General features: G+C 62.3%; 31 protein-coding genes and 1 tRNA gene. 17 read left to right on the forward strand and 15 right to left on the reverse strand.

The genetic code is table 11. The features are described 5' to 3' along the window. Positions 1–78 precede the first annotated feature (78 nt). Genes G6M89_RS06540 through G6M89_RS06550 form a run of 3 tightly spaced genes read left to right on the forward strand, consistent with a single transcriptional unit; the run spans position 79 to position 3,321 of the window. The gene (locus tag G6M89_RS06540; protein ID WP_165160993.1) at positions 79–2,436 is read left to right on the forward strand and encodes an ATP-dependent DNA helicase; all 2,358 of its coding nucleotides are present in this window, start codon (positions 79–81) and stop codon (positions 2,434–2,436) included. Beyond that, positions 2,436–2,963: a KEOPS complex subunit Cgi121 gene (cgi121, locus tag G6M89_RS06545; RefSeq protein ID WP_165160994.1), complete on the forward strand. Its 528-nt coding sequence runs from the start codon at positions 2,436–2,438 to the stop codon at positions 2,961–2,963. The genes G6M89_RS06540 and cgi121 overlap by 1 nt, the downstream gene beginning before the upstream one ends. A 52-nt stretch (positions 2,964–3,015) precedes the next feature. After that, positions 3,016–3,321 (forward strand): hypothetical protein, encoded by a 306-nt coding sequence (locus tag G6M89_RS06550; RefSeq protein ID WP_165160995.1) that lies wholly within the window; start codon positions 3,016–3,018, stop codon positions 3,319–3,321. Between the two features lie 18 nt (positions 3,322–3,339). On the opposite strand, the gene G6M89_RS06555 is transcribed toward G6M89_RS06550, so the two are convergent. Together G6M89_RS06555 and G6M89_RS06560 are read right to left on the reverse strand one after the other, a co-directional pair. Further along, positions 3,340–3,918, reverse strand: coding sequence for a VIT1/CCC1 transporter family protein (locus G6M89_RS06555; protein WP_165160996.1), 579 nt, complete (start codon positions 3,916–3,918; stop codon positions 3,340–3,342). A gap of 2 nt (positions 3,919–3,920) precedes the next feature. Beyond that, on the reverse strand, positions 3,921–4,199 hold the full coding sequence (locus G6M89_RS06560; RefSeq protein ID WP_165160997.1) for a DUF211 domain-containing protein: 279 nt from the start codon (positions 4,197–4,199) through the stop codon (positions 3,921–3,923). Between the two features lie 123 nt (positions 4,200–4,322). Between G6M89_RS06560 and G6M89_RS06565 the strand changes: the two genes are divergently transcribed. Continuing rightward, positions 4,323–5,684 (forward strand): NADH:flavin oxidoreductase, encoded by a 1,362-nt coding sequence (locus G6M89_RS06565; RefSeq protein WP_165160998.1) that lies wholly within the window; start codon positions 4,323–4,325, stop codon positions 5,682–5,684. Here G6M89_RS06565 and G6M89_RS06570 read toward each other — a convergent pair. The 3 genes from G6M89_RS06570 to G6M89_RS06580 all read right to left on the reverse strand — a co-directional run bounded on the left by G6M89_RS06570 (position 5,681) and on the right by G6M89_RS06580 (position 7,574). Next, entirely contained in the window at positions 5,681–6,442 is a 762-nt protein-coding gene (locus tag G6M89_RS06570) for a rhodanese-like domain-containing protein (protein WP_165160999.1), read from the reverse strand. The two genes, G6M89_RS06565 and G6M89_RS06570, sit on opposite strands and share 4 nt — an antisense overlap. Positions 6,443–6,583: 141 nt before the next feature. Next, positions 6,584–6,656 (reverse strand) — tRNA-Gln (locus G6M89_RS06575). Positions 6,657–6,788: 132 nt separating this feature from the next. Then, positions 6,789–7,574: a homing endonuclease associated repeat-containing protein gene (locus G6M89_RS06580; RefSeq protein ID WP_165161309.1), complete on the reverse strand. Its 786-nt coding sequence runs from the start codon at positions 7,572–7,574 to the stop codon at positions 6,789–6,791. A 118-nt stretch (positions 7,575–7,692) separates the two neighbouring features. On the opposite strand from G6M89_RS06580, the gene G6M89_RS06585 reads away from it, so the two are divergent. Continuing rightward, positions 7,693–8,286 carry an IMP cyclohydrolase gene (locus tag G6M89_RS06585; protein ID WP_165161000.1) on the forward strand — a complete coding sequence of 198 codons (594 nt, stop codon included), beginning with the start codon at positions 7,693–7,695 and terminating at the stop codon, positions 8,284–8,286. Between the two features lie 31 nt (positions 8,287–8,317). Here the strand turns inward: G6M89_RS06585 and G6M89_RS06590 are convergent, their stop codons facing one another. After that, positions 8,318–8,737 (reverse strand): SHOCT domain-containing protein, encoded by a 420-nt coding sequence (locus G6M89_RS06590; RefSeq protein ID WP_165161001.1) that lies wholly within the window; start codon positions 8,735–8,737, stop codon positions 8,318–8,320. Between the two features lie 148 nt (positions 8,738–8,885). Between G6M89_RS06590 and G6M89_RS06595 the strand changes: the two genes are divergently transcribed. Both G6M89_RS06595 and cysE read left to right on the forward strand, forming a co-directional pair. Next, on the forward strand, positions 8,886–9,554 hold the full coding sequence (locus G6M89_RS06595; RefSeq protein ID WP_165161002.1) for a metallophosphoesterase: 669 nt from the start codon (positions 8,886–8,888) through the stop codon (positions 9,552–9,554). A 200-nt stretch (positions 9,555–9,754) separates the two neighbouring features. Continuing rightward, entirely contained in the window at positions 9,755–10,267 is a 513-nt protein-coding gene (gene cysE, locus G6M89_RS06600; RefSeq protein ID WP_165161003.1) for a serine O-acetyltransferase, read from the forward strand. A gap of 9 nt (positions 10,268–10,276) precedes the next feature. Here cysE and G6M89_RS06605 read toward each other — a convergent pair whose 3' ends face one another. Then, complete coding sequence (locus G6M89_RS06605; RefSeq protein WP_165161004.1) at positions 10,277–10,645, reverse strand: hypothetical protein; 369 nt, start codon at positions 10,643–10,645, stop codon at positions 10,277–10,279. A gap of 143 nt (positions 10,646–10,788) precedes the next feature. Between G6M89_RS06605 and G6M89_RS06610 the strand changes: the two genes are divergently transcribed. Continuing rightward, entirely contained in the window at positions 10,789–11,247 is a 459-nt protein-coding gene (locus G6M89_RS06610) for a response regulator (RefSeq protein ID WP_165161005.1), read from the forward strand. 33 nt (positions 11,248–11,280) lie between these two features. On the opposite strand, the gene G6M89_RS06615 is transcribed toward G6M89_RS06610, so the two are convergent. Further along, complete coding sequence (locus tag G6M89_RS06615; RefSeq protein ID WP_165161006.1) at positions 11,281–12,678, reverse strand: phosphoglucomutase/phosphomannomutase family protein; 1,398 nt, start codon at positions 12,676–12,678, stop codon at positions 11,281–11,283. 131 nt (positions 12,679–12,809) lie between these two features. Here G6M89_RS06615 and G6M89_RS06620 point away from each other — a divergent pair, with 131 nt between their 5' ends. Then, entirely contained in the window at positions 12,810–13,400 is a 591-nt protein-coding gene (locus G6M89_RS06620) for an NADPH-dependent FMN reductase (protein ID WP_165161007.1), read from the forward strand. Here G6M89_RS06620 and G6M89_RS06625 read toward each other — a convergent pair whose 3' ends face one another. The 3 genes from G6M89_RS06625 to larB form a co-directional block, all read right to left on the reverse strand. Continuing rightward, positions 13,401–13,673 carry a GIY-YIG nuclease family protein gene (locus G6M89_RS06625; RefSeq protein WP_165161008.1) on the reverse strand — a complete coding sequence of 91 codons (273 nt, stop codon included), beginning with the start codon at positions 13,671–13,673 and terminating at the stop codon, positions 13,401–13,403. A gap of 84 nt (positions 13,674–13,757) precedes the next feature. Beyond that, positions 13,758–13,907: a hypothetical protein gene (locus G6M89_RS06630; protein ID WP_165161009.1), complete on the reverse strand. Its 150-nt coding sequence runs from the start codon at positions 13,905–13,907 to the stop codon at positions 13,758–13,760. Positions 13,908–14,001: 94 nt separating this feature from the next. Beyond that, positions 14,002–14,775: a nickel pincer cofactor biosynthesis protein LarB gene (gene larB, locus G6M89_RS06635; protein WP_165161010.1), complete on the reverse strand. Its 774-nt coding sequence runs from the start codon at positions 14,773–14,775 to the stop codon at positions 14,002–14,004. Positions 14,776–15,030: 255 nt separating this feature from the next. Between larB and G6M89_RS06640 the strand changes: the two genes are divergently transcribed. Next, positions 15,031–15,198, forward strand: a complete 168-nt coding sequence (locus tag G6M89_RS06640) for a DUF1931 family protein (RefSeq protein WP_004267503.1) — start codon at positions 15,031–15,033, stop codon at positions 15,196–15,198. A gap of 157 nt (positions 15,199–15,355) precedes the next feature. On the opposite strand, the gene fni is transcribed toward G6M89_RS06640, so the two are convergent. Continuing rightward, entirely contained in the window at positions 15,356–16,411 is a 1,056-nt protein-coding gene (fni, locus tag G6M89_RS06645; protein ID WP_165161011.1) for a type 2 isopentenyl-diphosphate Delta-isomerase, read from the reverse strand. Positions 16,412–16,541: 130 nt separating this feature from the next. Between fni and G6M89_RS06650 the strand changes: the two genes are divergently transcribed. Together G6M89_RS06650 and G6M89_RS06655 are read left to right on the forward strand one after the other, a co-directional pair. After that, on the forward strand, positions 16,542–16,949 hold the full coding sequence (locus G6M89_RS06650; protein WP_165161012.1) for a hypothetical protein: 408 nt from the start codon (positions 16,542–16,544) through the stop codon (positions 16,947–16,949). A gap of 54 nt (positions 16,950–17,003) precedes the next feature. Beyond that, on the forward strand, positions 17,004–17,903 hold the full coding sequence (locus tag G6M89_RS06655) for a DUF5518 domain-containing protein (protein ID WP_165161013.1): 900 nt from the start codon (positions 17,004–17,006) through the stop codon (positions 17,901–17,903). A 23-nt stretch (positions 17,904–17,926) separates the two neighbouring features. On the opposite strand, the gene rpiA is transcribed toward G6M89_RS06655, so the two are convergent. Further along, positions 17,927–18,634, reverse strand: a complete 708-nt coding sequence (gene rpiA, locus G6M89_RS06660) for a ribose-5-phosphate isomerase RpiA (RefSeq protein WP_165161014.1) — start codon at positions 18,632–18,634, stop codon at positions 17,927–17,929. A 102-nt stretch (positions 18,635–18,736) separates the two neighbouring features. Here rpiA and G6M89_RS06665 point away from each other — a divergent pair, with 102 nt between their 5' ends. Beyond that, positions 18,737–19,144 carry a DUF5788 family protein gene (locus G6M89_RS06665; RefSeq protein ID WP_165161015.1) on the forward strand — a complete coding sequence of 136 codons (408 nt, stop codon included), beginning with the start codon at positions 18,737–18,739 and terminating at the stop codon, positions 19,142–19,144. A 3-nt stretch (positions 19,145–19,147) separates the two neighbouring features. Here G6M89_RS06665 and G6M89_RS06670 read toward each other — a convergent pair whose 3' ends face one another. After that, positions 19,148–19,867 carry a S26 family signal peptidase gene (locus G6M89_RS06670; protein WP_165161016.1) on the reverse strand — a complete coding sequence of 240 codons (720 nt, stop codon included), beginning with the start codon at positions 19,865–19,867 and terminating at the stop codon, positions 19,148–19,150. 85 nt (positions 19,868–19,952) lie between these two features. Between G6M89_RS06670 and G6M89_RS06675 the strand changes: the two genes are divergently transcribed. The 4 genes from G6M89_RS06675 to G6M89_RS06690 all read left to right on the forward strand — a co-directional run bounded on the left by G6M89_RS06675 (position 19,953) and on the right by G6M89_RS06690 (position 24,720). After that, positions 19,953–20,777 (forward strand): ABC transporter ATP-binding protein, encoded by an 825-nt coding sequence (locus G6M89_RS06675; RefSeq protein WP_241175228.1) that lies wholly within the window; start codon positions 19,953–19,955, stop codon positions 20,775–20,777. Beyond that, positions 20,777–22,105 (forward strand): ABC transporter permease, encoded by a 1,329-nt coding sequence (locus tag G6M89_RS06680; protein ID WP_165161017.1) that lies wholly within the window; start codon positions 20,777–20,779, stop codon positions 22,103–22,105. The genes G6M89_RS06675 and G6M89_RS06680 overlap by 1 nt, the downstream gene beginning before the upstream one ends. Positions 22,106–22,171: 66 nt before the next feature. Then, on the forward strand, positions 22,172–23,506 hold the full coding sequence (locus G6M89_RS06685) for a PQQ-binding-like beta-propeller repeat protein (protein ID WP_165161018.1): 1,335 nt from the start codon (positions 22,172–22,174) through the stop codon (positions 23,504–23,506). Further along, positions 23,503–24,720: a PQQ-binding-like beta-propeller repeat protein gene (locus G6M89_RS06690; RefSeq protein WP_165161019.1), complete on the forward strand. Its 1,218-nt coding sequence runs from the start codon at positions 23,503–23,505 to the stop codon at positions 24,718–24,720. Before G6M89_RS06685 ends, G6M89_RS06690 begins: the two co-directional genes overlap by 4 nt. Here the strand turns inward: G6M89_RS06690 and G6M89_RS06695 are convergent, their stop codons facing one another. Next, a complete protein-coding gene (locus G6M89_RS06695; protein ID WP_165161020.1) occupies positions 24,721–25,461 on the reverse strand; it encodes a DUF5518 domain-containing protein in 741 nt (246 codons plus the stop codon). Positions 25,462–25,481: the final 20 nt, after the last annotated feature.

The raw sequence follows: 25,481 nt of genomic DNA on the forward strand, positions 1-25,481 counted from the left end.
GCGTAGCCTATGGAAAACGATGCAGATGGCGACTCGAGAGACGACAGTTTAAACCACAGGACGCGCCAACTGCGGGTAATGAACGTCGAGGAGCTGTCGGGGCTCCCGCCCGGTGCCCGCTCGCACTTCCGCGAGGAGGGCATCGAGGAGCTCTACCCGCCACAGGCCGCTGCCGTCGACGCTGGCGCACTCGAGGGAGACAATCTCGTCGCGGCCGTCCCCACCGCCAGCGGCAAGACGATGATCGCCGCCCTCTCGATGCTCTCGGCCGTTTCCCGCGGTGGGAAAGCACTCTATATCGTCCCGCTGCGAGCCTTAGCGAGCGAGAAAAAAGCCGAGTTCGAAGCCTACGAGGAGTTCGGCGTCACGACCGGCGTCGCGACGGGCAACTACGAGTCCAACAGCGAGTGGCTCGCGACGAAGGATATCGTCGTCGCCACCAGCGAAAAGGTCGACTCGCTCGTCCGAAACGGCGCAGACTGGCTTTCAGACCTTACCTGCGTCGTCAGCGACGAGGTCCACCTGATCGACGACCGTACTCGAGGGCCAACGCTCGAGGTGACGCTCGCAAAGCTCCGCAAACTCAATCCTGGCATCCAGCAGGTCGCGCTCTCGGCAACGGTGGGCAACGCCGACGAAATCGCCGACTGGCTCGACGCCGAGTTGATCGACACCGACTGGCGGCCAATTGACCTGCAGATGGGCGTCCACTACGGCAACGCCTTGAACTTTGATGACGGCTCGACCCGCGAGGTGCCCGTCGACGGCGCGGAAAAACAGGAGGCCGCACTCGTCCGCGATATTCTTCAGGAGGAGGGTTCTTCGCTCGTGTTTGTCAACTCCCGGCGCAACGCCGAGGCCGCTGCCCGCCGGTTAGGACAGGTCTCGAGCGAGGAACTCACCGACGAGGAGCGCGCCGACCTCGCCGAGTTGGCCGCAGAGATCCGCGACGACAGCGACAGCGAAACGAGCGAGGAACTCGCCGAGTGCGTCGAACGCGGCTCGGCGTTTCACCATGCTGGGCTCTCAAGCACCCAGCGCTCACTCGTCGAAGATGCCTTCCGCGACCGCCTGCTGAAGGTAATCTCGGCGACGCCCACCTTAGCGGCGGGGGTCAACACGCCAGCCCGCCGCGTCGTCGTCCGCGACTGGCGGCGCTTCGACCCGAGCGCGGGCGGGATGGCCCCCCTCGACGTCCTCGAGGTCCACCAGATGATGGGCCGGGCGGGTCGGCCGGGGCTCGACCCCTACGGCGAGGCTGTCTTGCTCGCCAAGAGCCACGACGAGAGTCAGGAACTGTTCGACCGCTACATCTGGGCCGATCCCGAGGCCGTCCGCTCGAAACTGGCCGCTGAACCCGCCCTGCGGACCCACGTCCTCGCCACCATCGCCTCCGGCTTCGCCCGCACCCGCGAAGGACTTCTCGAGTTCCTCGAGGCCACTCTCTATGCAAGCCAATCGAGCGAGGCAGGCCGACTCGAGGCTGTGACGGACAACGTGCTTGACTACCTCGAGCGCAATGACTTCATTGAGCGCTCGGGCGGTGGTGACGAAAGCGCCGACGTGGGCGGCTTTACCTCCGCTGCCGACCTCGCCGATGGCGGCGACAGCGCAAGTAGCGGCCCAGACGAGGACCTCGAGGCCACCAGCCTCGGCCACACCGTCTCGCGGCTCTACCTCGATCCGATGAGCGCCGCCGAAATTGTGCATGGGCTTGAGCGCGCCGAGGAGCGTCCCACCGCGCTCGGCCTCTATCAACTCATCTCGAGAACGCCGGACATGTACGAACTGTACTTGCGTTCGGGTGAGGACGAAAAATTCGGCGAGCTATTCTACGAGCGCGAGCGCGAACTGCTCGGCGACCCACCAAGCGAGTTCGAGGACGAACGCTTCGAGGACTGGCTCGCCGCGCTCAAAACCGGGAAGTTGCTCGAGGACTGGGCCAAAGAGGACGACGAGGAACGGATCACCGAGCGGTACAAGATCGGTCCGGGCGACCTCCGCGGGAAAGTCGATACCGCCGAGTGGCTGCTCGGAGCCGCCGAGTCGCTCGCGCGGGAAATTGACAGCGAGTGGAGCGTTGCGGTGCGAGAAGCACGCGCCCGCGTCGAACACGGCGTCGGCGAAGAACTGCTCGAGCTCGTCAGCGTCGGCGGCGTGGGCCGCAAGCGCGCCCGCAGGCTCCACAACGCGGGGATCGAAGAACCCGCAGATCTCCGCAACGCGGAAAAGGGCACCATTTTGAGCGTACTCAAAGGCGAGAAGACAGCCGAAACCATCCTCGAGAACGCCGGCCGCGAAGATCCGTCGATGGACGGCGTCGAGCCGACTGGCGGCTCCACTGGGAGCGCCTCAAAAAACAGGGACGCAAAGCGTACCGACGACACAGTTGAGGACGAAGATGACGACAGCCAAGCCAGCCTGGGTGATTTCTAATGCAACTACTCGAGTGCCATCTCCAAATCGACGATATCGACGCGTTCGTCGCCGACCTGGCGGAAATCGGCGACCGGTATAACGTGACGATTCAGGCGTTTGACGCGCGCTACGTGGCTGACCGCGCCCACCTCGAGCGCGCCCTCGAGTTTGCCGACAGAGCCCTCGAGCGTGGCGAGAACGTCGCCCGTGACCGCGCCGTTGAAATCCTGCTGTACGCTGCCGGTCGCCGACAGATCGACCGCGCACTCGAGATGGGCGTCAGCGAGGGCGAAAACCAGGCTGTGGTCCTTATCGACCGAGTTGACCCCGATGCTGAGCACGACAGCGAAGAAACAGAAACAACAGCGCTCGAGGCTGTCACCGATCTCGAGGCGTTCGTCGAACAGACAGCAACACTCGAGAATCAGGACGAAGACACGCTGTGTGACTTCTTCGACATTCCGCCGGCAGAGCGAGCGGCGACCGACGCCTCGCTGGCGGCGCTCGTTCGCGAGCGGGTGGCCTTGCTCGAGGTCGAAAAGTAATATCACCGCTCGAACCCAGTACGTTGATAACACATAACATCCAGTCAGGTGTATGGGATTGTTCGACAGTTTGCCGGCAGAACCGCTGTCACGGGCACAGATCTCCCGGCTCGAGCAAATGGACGCCGTTGGGGGAACACATTCGATCTACAGCCAAACAGAGCCGGATTCAGCATACGGGCTGGTCATCCTGCTCAATGAAACCCTTCGAGCATGGGCGTTTCTCGACGGCGAGGAGTGGGTCGAAATTAGAACGGCCGACCTCGAGACTCGCGACGACACCGAGTTCGACGACTACGATCTCGTCGAGGAGTTACACGACGAGATACTTTCAGAACTCGGCGCAACGAAGGTCTAAGGGACAGGAACAGCTTCCTCAGCCCGGTAGAACGACGTTGAGCGCAGCAACGACGATTCCCGCGAGCCCCATCCGAACGGCTGCAACGTACCACCGCTGTTTCGAGATCGACGCGAGGTAGATCCCGAACGTCGCCAGAATCGCAATACCGACGAGAATCGATGCGAGAACGGCCTGGAACATCGTAAAGACGACCCCCTCGAGCGCGAGAGGTGCGAGGACGAGAATAATCGCCAGAATGGGGCCGGTTGCACTCGCCGTCGCATGGACGATCTGGGCGGCCCGATTCTCGCGCTGGAGGCGTGTATCCTCGAGTTCAGTAAGCATTGCCCGTTCGATGCGTTCCTGTTCGGCCATCGCCTGGGCGCGTTCGATCTCCCAGACACTCCAGACGCCCGACGTGCCGAGGCCGACGGCTGCGCCCAGGCCGATCATAATCGCCGTCACGCCGTCACCGATCCCCGACAGGTACGCGCCGACGACGACGCCGATGCTGGTGAGTGTGCCGTCGAAGCCGTTCGCGATGAAGTATCGTCGGGAGATCGCGCGGACGTCCTCTTTTGCGAGGACACGCTGGAGTCGATCGAGTCGCCCCATCGCTACAGCCAGGGGTCCTCAAGCGTTCGCGAGCCACAGGACACCTGATCGACCGAGTGAATCGACGCGCTCAGATCCTCGATCTCAGATCGGACTCGCTCGAGATCCAGATCCTTGCCTTCGATGGTGACGCGCAGCGTCTTGACACTCTCGTCGACTTCGATAACCGTCGCCGTGGCAGCCTCGATTCCCTCGAGATCACCGAGTTGCGACGTAAACGTGACGACGCTCGGATCGTGGGGCTTCAACACGTCGAGGACGAGCCGTCTGATCGGAGCCATAATCGGTCCGACGAGCGGGCAACTGAAAGAGCTACGGGCAGCGGAAACGGGCATCATACCGGCGCAAATCGTGCGTGTGAACACCAGCGCCACTCTCTTGTACGCCCCCGTGATAGCGTCGCTATGGCAACCCTCGAGGACCCGCTCTCGGTCGGCGGCTGCGAGATTCGCAACCGACTCTACCGGGCTCCCCTGCTCGAGTGTGCGGGCAACGGACCGGACGCCGTCGACACGCTGATCGACGACCTCGAGCCCGCCGCCGAATCAGGCGTCGGCCTCATCTTTCAAGGGGCGACCATCGTCCGCGAGGACGGCGGCTGCGCTGCACCGGGGATGACCCGCGTCCACGACCCCGAGTTCGTCTCGCGTCTCTCCCGACTGACCGACCGCATCCACGACCACGGCGGGCGTATCTTCGTCCAACTCGAGCACGGCGGCTTGCGCAGCATGGAAACCTGGCACGCCGAACACCGCCGGGAGAATCCGGCTCTCGAGCAGCTGGCGGTGTCGAACCCACCCTGGCAGTTACGCCTCGCTGACCGTCTCGGCTTCCTCGAGTACAATCCACACGTCCTCTCGACCGAAGAGGTGTACGAACTCGCGGCAGATTTCGGCCGTGCGGCAGCCTCCTGCGTCAATGCGGGCTACGACGGTATCCACCTCTCGGGGGCGAACATGGGCATTATTCAGCAGTTTTGCTCGCCGTTTTACAACCGTCGGGACGACGAGTTCGGTGGTTCGCCCGAGGCCAGACTCGAGTTCCTCGCACTGGTTCACGACGAAATTCGCGACCGAGCGGGTGACGTCCCACTTGTGAGCAAAGTGCCGGCAGAGACGCCCGCGCCGCCCACACCCATCGTTCGACGAAAACTCTCACTCACAGACGGGATCGAAATCGCGAGACGGCTCGAGGCAATCGGCTACGACGCCGTCGTCCCTGTCCAGGCGTCGGTCGTCTGGGACATGAGCATCATCCGCGGAGAGTATCCAGCGCGTGCGTGGGCGAATGAGGCGCTGCGAGAGGGCTACGACGCAGCGTTCGGCAGTCCACTGCGGCGACGGCTGGTCGCGTTCGGCAACTGGCTCGAGTCGCTCACCTACGACTTCGATCCGGCCTGGAACGCTGAGTTTTGTAAGCGTGTGCGCGAACAGGTGTCGATTCCCGTCCTCGCAGAGGGAGGTATCCGTGAACGCGGCGAGATGGATCGCCTGTTGGGCACCGGGACGGACGCAGCGGCCTGCGATATGGTCGGCATGGCCCGCCCGTTCTACGCCGAACCGCGATTGGGGGCGCGGCTGCTCGATCTCGAGAACGGTGAAACAGCAGGTATCGACAACGAGACGCGAGTCCTCTGTGAGAACTGTAACAACTGCACGGTGCCGCAGGCGACCGGCGCGCCCGGCATCTGTCGCACGCCCGCCGTGTTGCGTGAACGCGGGTCACTCGAGCGAGCAGGCGCGTATGATCGAGCGGACAGCGATTAGGCCGTAATAACGCCGTCCATCGCCTCCTCGAGCGTCAGTTCGCGGGTGTAGTCGGGTGCCTCGACCTCAAGCAGCGCGTCATCCTCAAGATTCGTAAAGTGAAGCGTCAGTTCGTAGCTGCCGTCATCTTCGACCGCACTAATCTCGCTTTGCTCGCGCTCGAGTGAGCGCACTTCGACGAACTCGCCAGCGTAGGCCGGATCGGACTGGCCCTGGACGTTGTACGCCGGGAGGCTCTGCTCGACACCCTCGAGTTCGTCACCCTCGAGTGGATAGCCTGACTCGACCCACGCCTGCAGCCCCTCATCGAGTGCATAGACCTCCTCGTGGCCGGCATCCATCAACGTGGCTGCACGCTGGCCAGCGAGGGTGTGGGGACACACACAATAGGTGATGATGCGGTCTTCCTCCGGCCACGACTCCGTTGGATCGCTCTGAACACCGTCTGGCGCACTGCTCAGCACCGATCCAGTAATCCGAACGTCATTGTGTTGCTCAGACGTGCGCGTATCGACCATCCGCGCTTCCTGTCGTTCATACCAGTGGATAACGTCCTCGAGTGGCGCGAGCGGAACGTCGACGCCATTGAACTCTGCAGTTTCGTAGGCGCCAGTATCGATCGAACGTTCCTCAGGCATATCGTCGGACTCAGGCCCGTAGCCGTCGCCGTCGTTTGCGTTATCATCGCCGCCGAGACACCCTGCGACGCCCACTATCGTCGTCGCCGTTCCCGTCGCAAGAAACTGCCGTCGATTCATTGACACCCACTAGGGGCGTCGCTCAAATAGGCGTTCTGGTGACACAGACGTTACCAGTGACAAGCAATAGACCCCTTCGTTTCAACTGGAGACCGCACTGCGGCTCGAGGAGGGTTCTCGAGTCGAAAGAACGGAACGAAGTAGTCCATGCTGGATTCGAACCAGCGTCCCAAGCCCCAGAAGCTCGGAGGATTGGCCGCTACCCTAATGGACTTGACATGTTTCGTCGGACCGTCGTTACCGACGACGTACCAGTTAGTAGAAGCGGGATCGTATTAGAGTGTTACGAACTCAGCCGGAACCAAAAACCAGCACAGAATTTAGAAGGGGCTGCCTCATTGCGGTACTACGGCGCTGGAGGATCGTAATGTTCCTTTCGGTGGCAGTTTGCGCAGAGAACTTGACATCGTTCAATCTCAGTAAGAATCCGTTGTTTTGGTTTGGAGTCAGACACAAGCTTCGAAACAGTAGCCTCTTTTTCACTAGCGACGTGGTGGAAATCCAAACATGCTGGATCCGATTCTGTACACTGATTGCATCCAGTATTACGCTTTCTGTTGTGAACCCATTGACGCAGTTCCTGCTGTGGTGAGGAATAGTGAAGGCGGCGATGGCAGTTCGCACACAGTACCTTGCACTTCTCAATTTCCTTGCGAAGCGCATCTTTTCCGTAACCAAAAGTCACCATTTGTCCGACTGCCATTTTCTTCGTGCTTCCATCGACATGATGGTAATCCAAACACGCAGCAGTGTCGGTACCACACTGTGAACAGCCACACTCACGCTTTTGATCATTGACCCACGAACGGAGACGAGAACGGCGTTGTAAGGTCCGTTCCTTATTCCACTCAGTGTTGCGATAATGCCACCGCTGATCGACAGAGAGATTCTCCCACGACATACCTACTGGAAGGTCGACATTGTCTGGTTTTGGTCCGACACGACTCCCCCTCGAGTAACTGGTTTCTAATCCTGCCTTCTGCTTTGCATCGTTCCAGCCGCCACACGTTCGAATAATCGTCGCAGATGCCGGCGTCAATCCCAACTCCTCGTACTGTGCTTTCGTCGGCGATTCACCAAGCAATTCAGCAGCCTCGAGCAAGGCCTCGAGACAGTCCGCTTCGGTCGTCACGCCGCGTTTGGCCGCGCTATTGCATATAAACCACAGCCGCTGGCCCGCTGTTCCGGCGACGATCATCACTCGAGCCCAAACCGATACCACTTTTCCGTTCTCTCACGCAGCCTCGAGTATGTACGTTGGACGATTCGTCGTTGTCAGTCCTGAGGGTGGTGCCTATCGCGTCTCCTCGAGATCGTTCCCGAACCGACAGATCAGCGAGCGCGAGGATGCATTGACCGTGGGACCAACCGAGGACGCACCGGAGACGGACAACCCCTACGTTGCCTACAACTGCCTGCGTGTCGTCGAAACGCCAGCGGACGGTGAGACCGTTGCGTTCGGAAACGGCTCGCACGTCGACCCAATCGCGGAGAAACTCGAGTTGGGGTATCCCGCTCGAGACGCCCTCGCGGAGAGTTTGCTCGCGCTGGATTACGAGAAGGACGACTACGACACGCCACGAATTGCGGCGACGATCAGCGATGACGGCGAGGCGCTGATCGGCACCGTCCGCAAGGATGCCCTCATCGTCAAACCGGTCGAAGAGCCGACGCTGGTCGCAACCTACGAGAAGGACAGTCCCGAGCCAATTGATTTTGCAGCCGAGAGCGCGTCCGAGGCAGCACGCGAGGCGTACGACCTCGAGTTCGAACACGCGGTCTGTGCGGCCGGCGTGTCGCTGACCGACGATGGCTTCGAGACAGCGCTCGAGAACGGCAACTGAGTCCGTTGAGAGCGTCGGAATCTACGAGATGTTACTCAAGAAGGCGTTCGCGCTCAGTCGTGGGTTGAGCGCTCGACTCCGTCTCGGACTCGAGGAGGCGGTCGAGACGGTGATCGAATTCCTCGTCACTGAGTTTTCCGTCAGCGTATCGCCGGCGGAGCGTTTCGATCGGTGTCTCGGATTCCCGAGTTGACTCCGTTCGTGGTTCGGTAAGCGGCGTCGCGTCGGGTGCTGCGTTCGCTTGGCGGACAACGCCCAGAGTGAGACAGCCAGCAGCGGAGAGGGTGACGGCGCTGAAGAGGAACAGCAGTATCACTGTCGTAAACGGTGCGCCGCTCAGTCCGAAAAACGCGAGCAACAGCGCTGGAACGCCGAGTAACGAGACGGCGATGGCAACAGCGGTTCGACCGGCTGGGCTCTCCGGGGCGAACTGGTGGACCAATTCGTACATCGGGAAAAGAGTCGCAATCAGTTGTCAAATACATTCGGTTCTCGAGCGATCGTCTCCGTCTGCCGATTCGACCCGGAACGCGGACACCGAGACTCGATCGACAACGCAACGGCCAATATACAAACCGCTACAGCTGTTATGGACGGGCATGCAGGTGGGACTCATCTCGGATGTCCACAGCAATCGGGTCGCACTCGAGGCCGTGCTCGAGGAGATGCCCGCGGTCGACCGGCTGCTGTGTGCGGGTGACGTAGTCGGCTACAACCCGTGGCCGGCAGACTGCGTCGAGGAACTCCGAGAGCGCGACGTGGCCACAGTGATGGGCAACCACGATGCGGCAGTCGCCGCCGAGACACCGTTTCGGTTCAATGGGATGGCCCGCGCTGGCGTTGAGTACGCTGAGGACCAACTTGAGGATGACCACCTCGAATGGCTGGCCGACCTTCCCACGGAGCACCTCACATGCGACGGGCGAATCAAGCTCGTCCACGGCCACCCGGGCGATCCGGACCGCTACACGCGGTATACCTACCCGCGAGAGTTCTCGCCGCGGCTGCTCGATGAGGAGGACGTGCTGGTTCTCGGCCATACCCACGTCCAGGGCGTCGAACGCTTCGCGGAGGGAATCGTCGTGAATCCGGGCAGCGTTGGCCAGCCTCGAGACGGCGACCCGCGGGCAGGCTACGCGGTGGTGGATCTCGAGGCGATGACCGTCGACACGTATCGCGTCGAGTACGATATCGAGGCGGTGCAGACGGCGGTCAGTGAGGCTGGGTTACCTGAGCGGATTGGGTCACGCCTCGCACGCGGAGAATAGCACCACGGCGTCCAGAAACGAACCTTTTAGGCGACCTCCACCGGTAGTCCTGTCCATGGGACCCACCGATACCACTGCGTGTGTTGGACGAACAAACACCTCTCACGCCGTGGAGCGGTGTTGTCAGACTATCTGGCAGATCAATGAGTCGTTCTACCAACACCTAATCGAGACGTTCCTGCGACAACGGATGGTGAGCAATGTTACGCCGGCTGCGTGAGGACACGCGGGCGATGTGCAAGCGCGACCCCGCCGCAAAGCGGTGTCTCGAGGTCGCACTCGCCTATCCCGGCGTGCATGCGGTCTGGGGTCACCGGATCGCACACTGGCTCTGGAATCGCGAGGTGCGACTTCTGGCACGGCTGTTCTCCCATCTCGTGCGCCTGCTGACGGGTGTCGAAATCCATCCGGCGGCGACGCTTGGTCGTCGCGTCACAATCGACCACGGTATGGGCGTCGTCATCGGCGAGACGGCCGAGGTTGGCGACGATGTTCATATGTACCACGGCGTCACGCTCGGCGGAAGCACCAACGAACCGGTCAAGCGACATCCGACGCTCGAGGATGGTGTGACGATTGGTGCGAACGCGACGCTGCTTGGCGATATCGTGGTTGGCGAGGATGCAGCCGTCGGTGCCGGTTCGGTCGTCACCGCTGACGTCGAGGCGGGCGCAACCGTTGCAGGTGTTCCAGCGGAGCGCGTCGACAAGTAACGACGATCCCTACTGCTGGCTCTCGTCGACCGTTCCATCTGTCCCAGGCGGCGACCCTTCGGCCGGGACACCCTCGCCCGTCTCAACGCTTTCGTCGGACTGTTCGGCGTCCGAGTCCGTTGCCTCCGGATCAGGATTGGAAACGTATCCAAGCTCGAGCCAGAGCTTAGCCGTGCAATCGAAGGTTTCTTCGTCGAGTTTCGTCTCCTCTTCCTGCTGGTCGAGATAGCCGTTACAGCGGCCGTGTTTGACGACGTTCATCAGCGTCGCCGCGGAGCCACACTCTGGACAGTCAAGATAGTAGTTGCCGGCGTCGTTTTGATGCCAGGAATCCGGCGTCAACTCCGTGTATGCGGCGTCCTCGGATTGGTTGCTCATGGGCCACTACTAGAGCGCAAGCCCGGTAAACGAAAGCCCGGAGCACGCAACCCTCACCGGAAAGGTATGTCAATTATATGTACACACCACATGTTTAGGAAGGGTGCTTAGACGTCTTGCTGTATAACTCTCGAGTGAGCCACATGACTAACCTCATTCCATCCGAGCCGATCGAGATTTTGCTCATCGAGGACAATCCGGGTGACGTTCGCCTCACGAAAGAGGCGTTCAACTCGATCGAAACGGAAACAACCTTCCAGGTTGCCCGAGATGGCGAGGAGGCAGCGGATTACTTCCGACTGCGAGACGACGAGCCAGGACTCTCGAACGGGAATCCTGACCTTGTGCTATTGGACCTCAACTTACCGCGACTCGACGGATTCAGCGTCCTCGAGTTGTTGGATACAAAACTCGATTACCCACCGCCACCGGTGCTCGTCCTCTCGAGTTCGGCGGCCGAGTCCGATATTGTCAAGAGTTATAAAAACGCTGCAAACGCGTATCTCACGAAGCCAGACAACCTGATCGAGTACAACGAAATGGCCGGCGCAATCGAGGAGTTCTGGATCGAGACGGCCCATCACCCCCCAACGCCGTCATAACGCAGCCACGATAGAACGCCGGCCGGTCGCGAGTTAGACGAGTGGCTCGACCAGCGCAGTACCGGCCTCGAGCAGCGACTCGACGCGGTCGTCGTCAGTCGCCTCAGCGTACACGCGCAACACTGGCTCGGTGCCGCTTGGCCGGACGAGCAGCCACGACCCATCGGCGAGTTGGAGTTTGAAGCCGTCAGCCGTGTTAACCCCCTCAACAGCGGTCCCAGCGACGGTTTCTGGAATTTCATCTTCAAGGTCCTCGAGCACACGTGCTTTCTCGTGATCTGGACAGGCCACGCTTCGTTTGTCCTGGACGACAGTGCCGTGTGCCTCGAGCAGTCGGTCGACGCGCTCGTCGAGTGGCTCTTCGGCGTGCATCGCAGCGGCGAGCAGGGCCATCAACACGCCGTCTTTCTCGCGAACGTGGCCGCGAACGGTAAAGCCGCCCGACTCCTCGCCGCCGATCAGGGCGTCGTGGTCGGCCATCGCTTTTGCGACCCATTTGAAGCCGACTGGCACCTCGTGGACGACTTCATCGTGGGCCTCGGCAACGCGGTCGATCAGGAACGTCGTCGATACCGAGCGGACGACGGAGCCAGCGTCATCCTCGAGCAGGTAGTCATAACAGGCAGCAAAGAACAGGTTCTCATCGAGATAGCCGCGTTCGGGCGTGACGATTGCGATGCGGTCGGCATCGCCGTCGTTTGCGATTCCCAACTCGGGTGCCGTCTCCTCGGCGGTGACAAGATCGATCAACGCCTCGAGGTTCTCGGCTGCAGGTTCCGGTGCGCCGCCGCCAAAGTCAGGGTCGCGCTCACAGCGCAGACACTCGAGTGAGGCACCCCCGTTCTCGAGGACGGCATCGGTCGTTCCCCGGCCGCTGCCGTGCATGGCGTCGTAGGCGACAGTGAGTTCAGAGAGGTCGATGTCGTCGCCAGTGATGTCAGTGACGCGCTCGCGGACGGCCTCGGCGTGGGGAGTCATGAGGTCGACCTCACGGACGCTGCCGTGTTCGTCCTCGGGCAGCGGATCGGGTTCAGCGAGGCGCTCGGCGATTGCGTCGGTCACCTCGGGTAAGGCCGGTGCGCCGTCCTCGGGAATGAACTTCACACCGTTGTACTCCGGCGGGTTGTGCGAGGCGGTAATCGCGAGGCCACCCGCGAGGTCGCGCTCGACGATTGCATGGGCGACGAGCGGCGTCGGCCGGTCGCGGTCGGGAATGAGCACATCGAATCCGTTGGCACAGAGCACACGCGCCAGGTCCTCTGCAAAGCCACGCGAGGTTTCGCGTGCGTCGTAGCCGACGACGACAGGGTCGTCGTGGCCCTCGTCGGTCAGGTACGTCGCCACCGCCTGCCCGACCATCTGGACACGGGGTGCAGTAAACTCCTCGAGCGTCGCCCGCCAGCCATCGGTACCGAAACGGATCGTCTCCATACGTTCACATTATCGTCCTCCTCGAAAAAACCGACGCCGACTGCCAGTGTCTGCCCAGAGACCGAGCCCTGCAGTACGAACCGACTACGCAAGACGGCGGAGATTTATCGACAGAGTCACTAGCTCGAGCCATGAGTCAGTCCCCCTCCGTTCTCGCAGTCAACGGCAGCCTCCGTGCGGACAGTTACACGAGAACCGCGCTCAAATACGCACTCGAGGCGGCCAAGCAAGCCGGTGCGGAGACCTCACTCCTCGATTTGCGCGAGTACGATCTCCCAGTCTACAATCCGGATATCGACGACCAAGGCGACGGCGCAGAAGTCAAACAGATTATGCGAGACGCCGACGCCATCGCCCTCGGCACGCCCGTCTATCATGGCTCCTATTCGGGCGCGCTGAAGAATTTCCACGACTACTGCGGCTGGGACGAGTACGAAGACACCACTGTCGGCCTGCTCGCAACCGCCGGCGGCGGCAGCTACGGCTCAACGCTCGATCACCTCCGGATTACGGTTCGCGGCGTCCACGGCTGGGTGCTCCCCCACCAGGTCGGCATCCGCAGCGCCTCGAGCAAACTCGTTGACGATCCTGACGCTATCGACGGTCGTGCGTTCACCGAGGACGCTCTCGAGGACCGAACGCGAAAGCTCGGCCGAATGCTTACCGAGTACGCCTTCATCGACCCCGACGTAACTTCGCCGAGAACAGCAGTCAACGACTAACTACGCGCCCGAGTCGGTACTTGAGGGGCGCTCAAGCAGTTGTTCCTTTTTCGCGCGCGTGAACTGTTTGATCTCGTATTCGCGAGACATCGCCGCCGATTGTGTGTCGTAGCACTCGTGGTGGCGAACTTCGACTGGCGTGCGCCCGCGCGTGTACTTCGCCCCCTCACCCGCGTTGTGTTCGCGGACTCGCCGCTCGAGGTCAGTTGTATAGCCAGTATAAAGGGTTCCATCGGCACACTCGAGGATGTAGACAATGTGCTCGTCAGCCATAGCAGACGGATACGAACACGGCTGTAAAAAGCGACTCGTCCGCAGGGGTCCTGGGTGGTCGTCAGTCGCGATTCTCAGGTGGAGTTAGGAGCCACGAGCACGCTTTCTCGCGGCTTCGGAGATACCAGCGTTCGCCGAGCAACTCACACAAGCGTGAATGTTGCCGTGCTCGTCAGCGAAGACGCGTGCAAAGCGCTCGGAAACGTGGGCATCGCAGTGGTCACAGGTGGGCATTGGACACACCGGCGAAGGCCGGTACATAGCTCTTGCAGTCGAGGTGTTAAAAAGACTTAGCCAAACACAGTAAGGTATTGTTGATATCAGAAGATTATTTTTGCTGTTGTGGTCCATCAGCTCGGGCGTTGGAAACCATGCGAGCGAGTAGCGCAGCCTGTGCACCAGCGACGAATCCAGCGTCGATGTTGACCACCGACAGGACGGTACAGGACTGAAGCATGCCCGAAAGGGCAGCCTCGCCGTCGCCACCGTAGCCGTACCCACTCGAGACTGGGACGCCGATGACTGGCGTATCGACGAGTCCCGCGATGACCGTCGGGAGTGCGCCCTCGCGACCAGCGGCGACGATCAAGATATCTGCCTCACGAAATCGTTCGACCTGATCGAGCGTGCGATCGAGCGCAGCAACGCCAACATCGTCGACGCGGTCAACCGTCGCACCCGAATCGACACAGACCGCCTCCGCTTCGTCTGCAACCGGCCCATCGACGGTACCCGCCGTGACGATCCCAACCGTCGCCTCGAGCGATGGCTGCTCGTACTCGTCTGTACACAGTCGAACCGAACTCCCCCACTGCTCAAAGGAGACTGCTGGGGACTCGACGTGAGACTCGAGCGCTGTGAGTTGGTCGTCGGATACTCGCGTCACAAGTGCTCGGTCAGTCGTCTCGAGGGCGGTTTCAGCGAGAGCGACGACCTGTTCGACTGACTTCCCCTCAGCCAGGATTGCCTCCGGAATCCCTCGCCGATCCTGGCGAGCCGCATCGAATCGGCCCGCCTCACCCGTGACGTACCCGTTGAGTTCGGCTTCAGCCTGTGCTGGGGACAACGAGCCGTCAGCGACGGCCTCGAGCAATTCGCGCATACTCGAGGGTGGGAGCGTGCACACTCGAATGCGTCGACCTCCCTCGGCACGAGGAAAGTGCGCACGAGAGCGTCCGAACCGCGCGCGAGCCCCATTCGCCGCCGTGAGAGGTGCAAAATGGTCGACCTAGATTCATCCGACATATACTTTCCGGTGAAAACAACCATCGAAACGGACGAATCAACCCCTGAGGACCCCATATATCGTGCCGTAACCAGAATGTTTATATGGAGGAAAAGGAAACGGATACATCGTATGGCAGACCTTATCGTCAAAGCCGCCGTGAAGGAAGCGCTCGATGACAAGAACGTCGCCTCGGACTTCTATGACGCACTCGACGAGGAAGTCGACGAGCTGCTCGAAGACGCCGCCCGACGTGCCGAAGCAAACGACCGGAAGACGGTCCAGCCCCGCGACCTGTAAGGAACGCCTGTTGACTACCGTTTTATTGACGCTACAGTCCACACCGACAGGTACGGACAGATTACTCAAACGAACAGTGACCATCCACTGAGTGGGCTGGGAGTCTCACAGGGCCGTCGGCGTACTCGAGTGGTGAAAAAGTCCGCGTTCCCCTGCGCTATCGCTGCTCGAGATACTCGTTGGTCCGACCGCAGACGACGTACTCTGCGTTCTGTAAGTCCGCAATCGATGCCGAGCCGGTGACAAACATCGCCGTCCGAAGCTCGAGCGACAGCGTCTCGATCAAATCGATAACGGTGTCTGTTCCCTGCCCTGCCGGGCGGAGGAACGGTTTCGCGAGGCCACCCGCCTGTGCACCGAGTGCGATTGCCTTCGCAATGTCCAGTCCAGAGCGAACGCCACCGCTCGCGATAACTGTCTCGTGGGCCGACGCCGCCTCAGCCGTACTGACGGCGGTTGGGACGCCCCACGCACGAAACAGTTGGCCAATCGCTTCCTGCCGGTCGGCACCGACGGCGGCCGCTCGGTACGACTCGATTCCGGACCACGTCGTTCCGCCCTGGCCAGCGACATCGATTGCGTTGACGCCAGCGTCAGCGAGTCGCTCCGCCGTTTCCCGCGAGATGCCGTTACCCGTCTCCTTGACGATTACTGGCACCGAAAGGTCGGCTGCAACGTGTTCGATCGCCTCGAGGCAGCCTCGAGCGTCGACATCGCCCTCCGGCTGAACGGCCTCCTGGAGGAAGTTCAGATGAATCGCCATCGCGTCTGCGTCGATCATCTCGACGGCTTGCTCGACGTCGTCGACGTCGTACTCGAGCAACTGTGCTGCGCCGACGTTTCCATAGAGGAACGCATCGGGTGCGACGTCGCGGACCACGGTGTAGGACTCGAGAAGGGCTTCATCCTCGAGTTCGATCCCGGCGCGCTGGCTCCCGACGCCCATGGCAATGTTCGTCTCCTGGGCGGCTTCGGCGAGCGCGCGATTGATTTTCGTCGTGTTCGGGTGGCCGCCAGTCATGCTCTCGATGACGATGGGGGCGGCCAGTTCGTGGCCGAACAACGTGGTCGTTGTGTCGATTTCGTCGCGATGAAGTTCCGGCAGTGCCTCGTGAACGAGGTCGATATCGGCGAACCCGGCGCCGGTGGTCTCGACGTCTTCCTCTTCGATGATGCGGATGTGATCGTCTTTCCTGTCGGATGTCTCAGGCATCGAATCGTCTCTACTGAAGAATGGAAGACAGCCATTGAAAAGGTGTCCATCGCCGTTGCCACTCGGATGAGCACACCGCCACCATCAGCACTCGAGTTTTTTGGTCCATGGGGTCGTACCTGTTGTATCGATGAAACGCGCACTCGCGGTTGGCTTCGGGCTCTGCTACGTGCTCCTTCCCGACAGAATCCTTGGCGCGGCCGAACAGGCCGCATTCGAGAATCCCGCGGACGGCCAGTTGCGGTCGTGGACGCTCCCGATAGCCCGACTCGAGGGGCTGGCGTTCTGTGCGTTCGCGCTGCGCGGGCAGTTCCCGAAACCGCTGCGTGCGCCCCTTACCCTCCTCGGCTTCATGCTCGCAGCGATTCCCCAGCAGATGCTCGCATACGGCCTCGCCATCGCCTACAAGAACCCGACCGACCTCGAGGTGAAGCCGTGGGTGGTGCCGGCTGCTCGAGTTATCGGCGTGCTGTACGTGATTCTCGGACTGTTCATCGGGCGAACGGATGCGCCGACGGACGACGCTACGGCGAAATAGTCAATAGAACAATAGGTTGAAGAGCTTTCGTGCGAAACGGGGCACATACGATCTATGTCCCTGTTTCGCTCTCTCCGCGACAGACTCAGTGACGAGTCACTGCGGGTCGCGATTCTCATCGGTTTGGCGACGGTCCCGATCACTGTCGTCGACTCTTGGGAGTCGGTCACCGGCGAGGCGTCTGCCCTCGGTGGCACCGTCTCAGGCAGTGCCCTGCTGCTCGCCGGAGTCGTCGTCGGCTACTACTATCACGGCCGCGAAACGAGCGCTCGACGGGCGGGCATTTGGACCGGGCTCGCCGGCTCGCTCGCGACGATCATCATCTTCGGCGCGAACTCGGCGACGACGATTGCCGGTACGTCCTGGCCGTGGATCGTGGTCACACTCGTGGGATCGCTCGTCACTCTCGCAATCGGCGTCGGACTCGCCGTCTTCATCACAGCCCTCGTCGCGATTGGCACGGACTGGGTACTGACACGACTCGAGCGAGAGCATCGCGTCGTCGATCCCGAATCGGGGGCAACCGCCGAACGAGGAGAGGGAGCGCTGGGCTGGTGGCTCTCGATTGTCGGCTACGCGATTCTGGCACCGATCACGTTCGGAAGTCTGCTCTGGTTCGAACCTGCAAGCGATGGTGCCGCGCTCGTCGCGCTGTTACTGCTGTTTCCAACAGTGCTTCTATCGGTCGCAGCCGTCATCGGCCTGTTCGTTGGCGTGACCGCGCCTCGAGATGCGCGCACGGAGTGGTTCCCACGCGTGTGGCTGTACGTCGGCGGGCCGATAGGCGTCGGCGTACTTGTCTACCTGTTCGCCGCCGCTCGCGGCTGGGGCTATCCACCGGGCTATGCCCAATACGCGTTTCTTGCAGCGCTGTGGGTCGCCATCGTCGTCTACCTCGTGAATAAGCGTCGCTACCAGTCGAACGGATTTCAACGTACCACCGCGTCGTCATAGCGACGCCCACTCGACGAGCAAAATCAGTACACTCGAGTCTCGACACCGTCCTCGAGGCCAACGTAGGTCACGTCCGCGAGGTCGACAAAGAGACCATGCTCGAGGACGCCGGGAATTCTGGATAGCTGCGTCGCCAGCTCGTCCGGATCACCAATCGGGCCGAACGCACAATCGAGCACCAGATTCCCGTTGTCGGTCACAACGGGGCCGTCCTTGTGTTCGGCATCGCGCAGCGTTGGCTCACCGCCCAGCTCCTGTACGTGGTCAGCGACGACAGTGTGAGCCTCAGGGATGACTTCGACCGGCACCGACCGCTCGAGTCGATCCGCGAGTTTCGAGGGATCAGCGACGACGACGAACCGCTCGGCGGCGGCATCGACGAGTTTCTCACGCGTATGCGCTGCGCCGCCGCCTTTGATCAGCGCGCCGTAGCCACTCGAGTCGGCGTCGTCGACGACCTGATCTGCGCCATCGATTGCGATATCCACTGTTTCGACCGCATCGAGGCTCGTCAACGGAATCCCCGCCTCGAGTGCGCGCTGGCGTGACTGAAACGAGGTCGGAATGGCACGCACCTCGAGGCCGTCGCTGACTGCTTCACCGATGGCGTCGATGGCGTAGGCGGTCGTCGACCCGGTTCCAAGCCCGACGACGTCGCCGTTGTCGACGTCTTCGGCTGCGCGTTCGCCCGCCCGTCGCTTCGCTGCGTCGGTGCCACCTGCCGTCTTCATACTCCAACGGGTGCGGGGCGACGGGAAAAAGGTGTATCTCTCGGTCGCGACTCCGCTCGAGCAACCGAAATTGGTTTTTCGCTTACATTCATTGCCGCCGGTATGGACACCGCGGAACGACGGAACCTCCTCGAGCGAGCCAACCGGCAGAGTGCGACTATCGGGCAGGAACTTCCCGAGACGATCACCGTTGGCGACGACGAACTCCCACTTGAAGAGTTCCTCATCGAGACGCGCAAGGTCGACGGTATCCCTGACGAGGCCAAACCGCTGCTGCACGAGACGCGAAAGGAACTCACGAACGAGCGCAAACGCCTCGTTCAGCGCCTCGAGTCGGCCCCAATCGACCGCGAGGAGGGCGACGAAATCGTCGAAGCAATCGCCGGCATCGACCGCGCCGCGAACGCCCTGCGGAGTCTCCGGCGCGGCCGATTCGGGTCTGAGTCTCGCTCGGCGACACTCGAGGATCACGAGCGCTGGCTCGAGTTCGTGGATACAATTCGTCGGTAAGACTCAACGCACTCGAGAACTCGAGAGAGCGGACAGGACGACGACGCTCGAGACGAGCGACTCGAACGCGAGGCGGACGTGGCCGAGCCATGGGATGCGGAACGAGGCTTTGCTGGTGATCCAGTCGGGTTTGACGACATCGCTGGCGTGGTTTCCGTGTTGGTCGTAGCCGTCGGTAGCGTCGCCTTTCGTGATGAACCCGGCGTGCTCTGCGGGACAGGTACTGACCTGCTCACAGGTCGTGTCGCCGATGATGTCCGGATCGGCCTGTGCAACCCAGTCGTCACCCTCATCGACCCAGAAGTGTGCGCGGTGGATGATCGGCGTTTCGTGGGCGTCGCCGTCGGGCGCGAAGATTATCACGTCGCCAGCCTGACCGAATTTCTCGTGGCCGTTGTCTTCGCCGGTGGTCATCGGAACGACGCCAGTTCCCTCGACCGGATCGTCGCCGACGAAGCGCTCGGTGTCGACAACGAAGACGAGGTCGCCAGTGTTCGCGTTTGGTTCCATGCTGGGGCTTTCGATGGCGACCATCGGCGGCCAGACACCGCTGATCCCGAACAGCAACAGGCCGATGAGGGCCACAACTGCGACAACCTGGCCGATGTCACGTATCGCAACGACGCGAGCGTCATCAGTCCGCAGAAACCAGCGAACGAGGCCGTCGTCCTCGATGGAAGGGGCGCTTTCGTCGGGAGGCGTATCGGGAGGGGACTCGGGCATCGTCTCGAGTGTTATGCAGGATACACTATATATTTTCGAGGATTGATCGGCGAACCTTTTTCCCGGCCTCCGTGGTCCGACACCTATGACATCGGGTGCAGGCGGACAGTCGGGACCGGCGGCAGAACCCGCGTCGAATGCGGAGTCGACGGGAACGGGAAGCGCAGTCACCCTCGAGAACGTCCGCAAGACCTACCAGCTCGGCGAGCCGGTCCACGCGCTGGATGGCGTCTCGCTCGAGATACCACGCGGCTCGTACACGGCGATTATGGGGCCGAGTGGGTCGGGAAAGTCGACGCTGATGAACCTCGTGGGCTGTCTGGATACGCCGACGGAGGGCACCGTCGTCGTCGACGGCGCGGACGTAAGCCAGTTGAGCGACCGTGAGCGGACCCGGCTCCGGGGGACGACGGTCGGGTTCGTCTTCCAGACGTTCAATTTGATGCCACGACTGAACGCCCTCGAGAACGTTGCGCTGCCGCAGTTGTTTCAGGGGATTGACCGCGGTGAGCGCCACGACCGAGCACGGGAGCTACTCGAGCGCGTGGGACTGGGCGACCGGACCGATCATATGCCAAACGAGTTGTCCGGCGGCCAGCGCCAGCGAGTGGCGCTCGCTCGCGCACTGGTGAACGATCCCGCAATCGTGTTGGCCGACGAGCCGTCGGGTAATCTCGATACCGAGACCGAAGCGGACGTGCTCGATCTCTTCGCCGAGTTTCATGACGCTGGGACGACGATGGTCGTCGTCACCCACGAGCGCCACGTCGCCGAGCGCGCCGAGCGGATCGTCCACGTCCTCGATGGGGAACTCGAGCGAATCGAGTCGCTCGACGATGGAGCGGCCATGACACCAGAGGGAGACGCAACTGCAGACGATGACACCCCGCCGGAGTCGGGGCAAAAGTAATGGGACCACTCGAGTTGCTGGGATTGGCCTGGCGGTCGATCCGCGGACACAAACTGCGCTCGGCGCTGACGACGCTTGGCGTGGTGATCGGCATCGCCGCCGTCATCGCCTTCGTCACGCTCGGTGCAAGCCTGCAGGCGGGCGTTATCGGCGACATTAGCCCAGACGATCAGCGCAACGTCTACGGCTGGGCGTCCGATCCCGATACCGAAGGTGGCCCACTCGCGGGCGCACAGCCAGTGGTGAGCGAACATGATCTCGAGACGCTCGACGGGGAGGCCGACATCGACGCGGCCTACGGCTACATGCCGTTGTCGACGCAGGCACTCGTCTTCGAAGACGAAATTTCGCCCCAGAGCGACGCCCTCGTCGCCGCCGGGCCGCCGTATATCAGGGAGGGAACGCTCGAGGAGGGCCGCCAGTTCGAGCAGGGCGAACAGGAGGCGGTGATCAACCCGGCCGTCGCCGAGCAGTTCGAGGAGAACGTCTCCGTCGACGACGAACTCACCATCGCGCTTCAGGGTGGCGAGACGACGACCGTCACGGTAGTCGGAATTACGGACAGTTCGGAGGGGCTGAGCCCGTTCGAGGGCTTCGAGCCGTCGCCGCGGGTGTACGTGCCTACTGACCCCTTCTACACCGAGGCAGGCGGTGACATGGTCCCTGTTCCGGGCGGTGATGACGGTGCGGAAGACGGCGATGACACAGCGGACGGTGCAGAAGACGGCGATGAAACCGACACCGGCGACGACGCGCTCTTTCTCGCCATCGTCGTCCAGGCCGACTCGGCTGACGAGGCCGACATCGACGCCGCTCGAGAAAGCGCACTCGCCTATCTCGAGAGCGGAGACTCCGATGCGGGCGAACTGCTGGGTGATGATCTCGAGATGACGCTGCAGACGAGTACCGAACTGCTCCAGCAACTCGAGGATATACTGGATCTGCTACAGAACTTCATCGTCGGCATTGCGGCTATCTCGCTGGTCGTCGGCTCGATTGGGATCGCGAACATCATGCTGGTCTCGGTGACCGAGCGGACGCGCGAAATCGGGATCATGAAAGCCGTTGGCGCGCAGAACCGGGACGTTCTCGGACTGTTCTTGACCGAAGCCGTGATCCTCGGCGCAATCGGGGCGGTGCTTGGCACCGCGCTTGGGCTCGCAGTGGGCTATCTGGGTGCGTGGTACATCGACCTGCCACTGGTCTATCCCTACGAGTACGTCGCGCTCGCAATCGCTGTCGGCGTCCTCGTCGGTGTCGTCTCTGGACTCTATCCCGCCTGGCAAGCCGCCCGAACCGACCCGATAGACGCACTCCGATACGAGTGACTGTGTGCCGTCTGTTCGGCTGACGGTAACGACAAAACATATATCTTCGCTGTTAGATCTGTGCGTATGCGACGCCGCCAGGTCCTCGCGGCTGTCGCCGGCACGGGAACCGTCACCCTCGCCGGCTGTCTCGAGGACGAGTGCCCTCCCCGAGCGGATGCCGAACCCCTGCCAGCCGGCTGGCCAATGGCGGGCTTCGACGCTGCGAACGCGAGTATCGGGGCCGATGACGAGCCGAGCAGTGCCGTCAACGATGACAATGGCGACGGCGACTCGCTCGAGCCCGACGACATCGAACACTGGCACGTCGAACTCTGGGAGCAAGCCGACGACGGGATCAACGGCGGCACGAGCGCGCCGGTCGTCGACGGCGAGCGCGTTTACGTCAGCTACGGCCTGCCGGGTGGGTGGAACCGTGAGAGCGACGGCGGCGTCCTGTTAGCACTCGAGGAATCGACCGGCGAACTCGAGTGGGAGTACACCCTCGCAGAACGGGCCGGTGGGGCACCCGTACGCGTTGGTGACGGCGTTTTAGTCGGCAGCGCCGATGGCACGCTCGCGCGACTCGAGGCCGAAACCGGCGAACCCGAGTGGACGACCGACCTCGGAGATGCGGTCAGAACGCCCGCAGTCGCCGACGGCTGGTGTTACGTCCAGACTGACGACGGACGCGTCCACGCGATTGACGCCGCGACCGGCGAGCGCTGCTGGGACGCACGGGCCGGCGGCCTGCGCGAGCGGGTCGGCTTCGGCGACGAGTACGAAGCCACTGGTCGACCTGCTATCTCCGATGACGCGGTCGTCGTCACGACTGGGGTTGACGATGGCTCGAGGTCCAGTGGACTCGTACGCGCCCTCGAGCGCGACACCGGCGAGGAGCGCTGGACGATGGACCTCGAGGGGCGGAGTACCCCACGATCACCCGTCATCGGGGATGGAGTTGTCTACGCCGTCGGCGACGAACGGCTCCACGCCGTGAACCTCGCAGACGGCACCCGCGAGTGGACGTTTGCGACGGGCTATACGACGAGCGCACCCGCAGTCGACGACAACACAGTGTATGTCGCTGCAAAGAACGTCTACGCCATCGACAGCGAAAGTGAGCAACACCGGTGGCGACACGTCAATCTCGCGTCGGAATCGACCTCGTTACAAGGACCTGATCGTGTACCGATAACCACGACACCCGCAGTCGCGGGCGACCTCGTCGCCGTTGGCTTCGGCGCACTCGAGCGTGCAAGCGGCGAGCACCTGTGGGGCGAGGTTGGGAATCACGAGGAAAGCGCGTATTTCAGCCCGGGGACGCGCACGTTCGGCCCAGCGATGGCGGGCCACGCTATCGCAAACGGCGCGCTATACGCGAGTACGCGTGAGGGACGAATCGCGAAGGTGGCACCATGACTCGAGTCGGACGCCGAGTGCTGCTTTCGGCAGGGGCAGCGGGCGTCGTGGGCACGGTCGCAGGCTGTAGTGATCGTCTCACACCGGGCCTCAAGACCTTCGACGGCTCCGTCTCAGTCGATCCCTCACTCGCAGCAGATACATCGTCGTGGATGGTCACCCACGGCGACCCCGCGAACACGCGCTCCGTCCCAGCCGACGCTGTTCCCGAGGACCCGAGCCTCGAGTGGGCTGATGCCTACGACACCCACGTCGGACACACCCAGCCAGTCGGTCACGAGGGAGCGGTCGTCGGCTCAAACCAGGTTGATTCGCTGTTTCTCATCGACGCCGACCGCGGCGAGCGCGAGTGGACGGTCGACGATGAAATCGCGAGCGGCGAGTTCGAACCGCGAAGCAATCCAATCATCACCGACGAGGCCGTCCTGATCGCCTCTCGGTCGGCACTCTGGGCGTTCGACCGCGACACCGGCGACGAACGCTGGCAACTCGAGAATGCGTTCTCGATCAGTTCGCTCGGTCCGAACCCGACCGCGGGCGACGAGTTCGTTTTCGGGAGAACCACCCTCGGTCTCGCGGCCCATTCACTCGAGACTGGTGAGCGCGAGTGGGAATACCAGATCGGATTACAGCCGACTGCAGTCGCCGCACTCGAGGGAGAGACCGTCTACGTCGGCGGCGGCGATGCAACCCTGTACGCCCTTGAGCGCGACACCGGCGAGGAGCGCTGGCACGCAAAGGCCGACGGGCCAATCGGTGGCGGCCCAGTCGTGACCGACTCGCGGATTTACGTCGGCACCGACGCCGGCAGCGTCAGCGCCATCGACCAGGACGGCGACGAGCGGTGGCAAACTGGCGTCACAGACGGCCAAGTCGAGACGCTTGCAGTCGGCAACGGCATCGTCTGTGCCGAAACGAGCGACGACGCGATCACCGTTCTCGATCCCGAGACGGGCGACCGCGTCTGGCGCTCGAGTCGGGTGCTCTCGATGTACTCCGGTGGCCCCGTCATCGGCGACGGCCTGATCATCACGACGGTCGGATCGTCGACGACAGGTACGTCGAATCGGATTGCTGCGTTCGACGGCGAAAGTGGCTCGCTCGAGTGGGAAAGCGATAGAGGCGGCCTCTCGTACGGTCCCGCAGTGATCGATGGGGCACTCTATGCGACAGGCCGACACGACGGACGTTCAGCACTCGCCAAATTCTCCTAATTACTCGCGGTCGCGTTCGCGTTCAGTTTCGCGATGTTGCTCCGTCTCCGAGTTCACGCCAGTCTTATCGTTGGCCTCATCGCTCTCGAGCCAGCGCGCCGGGTCGTGTCGGTGGTTCGGGTCTGGCTGAAACGTCTCTCCGTCTGGCCCGCTGTTCGAACGGTCGTCGCCAGTGTGGTCGTGCGACCACGAACGGGACCGTGATCGGTCGTCTCGAGAATCCGGGCTCCCCCATCGGTCACGCTCGTGTTCGTGTGTTCGGCCGCGCTCGCGTGGCGACCGGTCGTGGGCATCCCACGAGTCCGGCCTCGAGTAGCGTCCAGCGGACGTGTGTGAGCCACTGCCGAGTGACTCGCGTGTGCTGGCATACTGCTCGGGATACTGGCTGGCGAGATACGCACCGAGATAGCCACCCAGAAGCGCCAGCCCGACGGTATAGAGGAGGACGATCATCGACAGGAACCCAATCAGGACCAGCGCCAGTGCGCCGCCCTCGAGCGGAATCGCGGCGACGCCGACACCAACTCCGAACACTGCCGCGACGAGGAACACACCCGCGAGAATCGGCACGAACGTGATCGCGCCCGCAAGCGCCCCGACGACAGCCCCGTCGCGACCATCTGGACCCTCGAGAAAGCCCGCGACCGCGCCACCGATGACGGTCGAGAATGGGATAAACGAGAGGACGACGCCGACGAGTGCACCAACGAGTGCGTGGACGAGTGTTCGGCCGGTCACCATACCCGTTTCAACGATGGGCA

This window comes from Natronolimnobius sp. AArcel1 (assembly GCF_011043775.1).
Taxonomy (GTDB): domain Archaea; phylum Halobacteriota; class Halobacteria; order Halobacteriales; family Natrialbaceae; genus Natronolimnobius.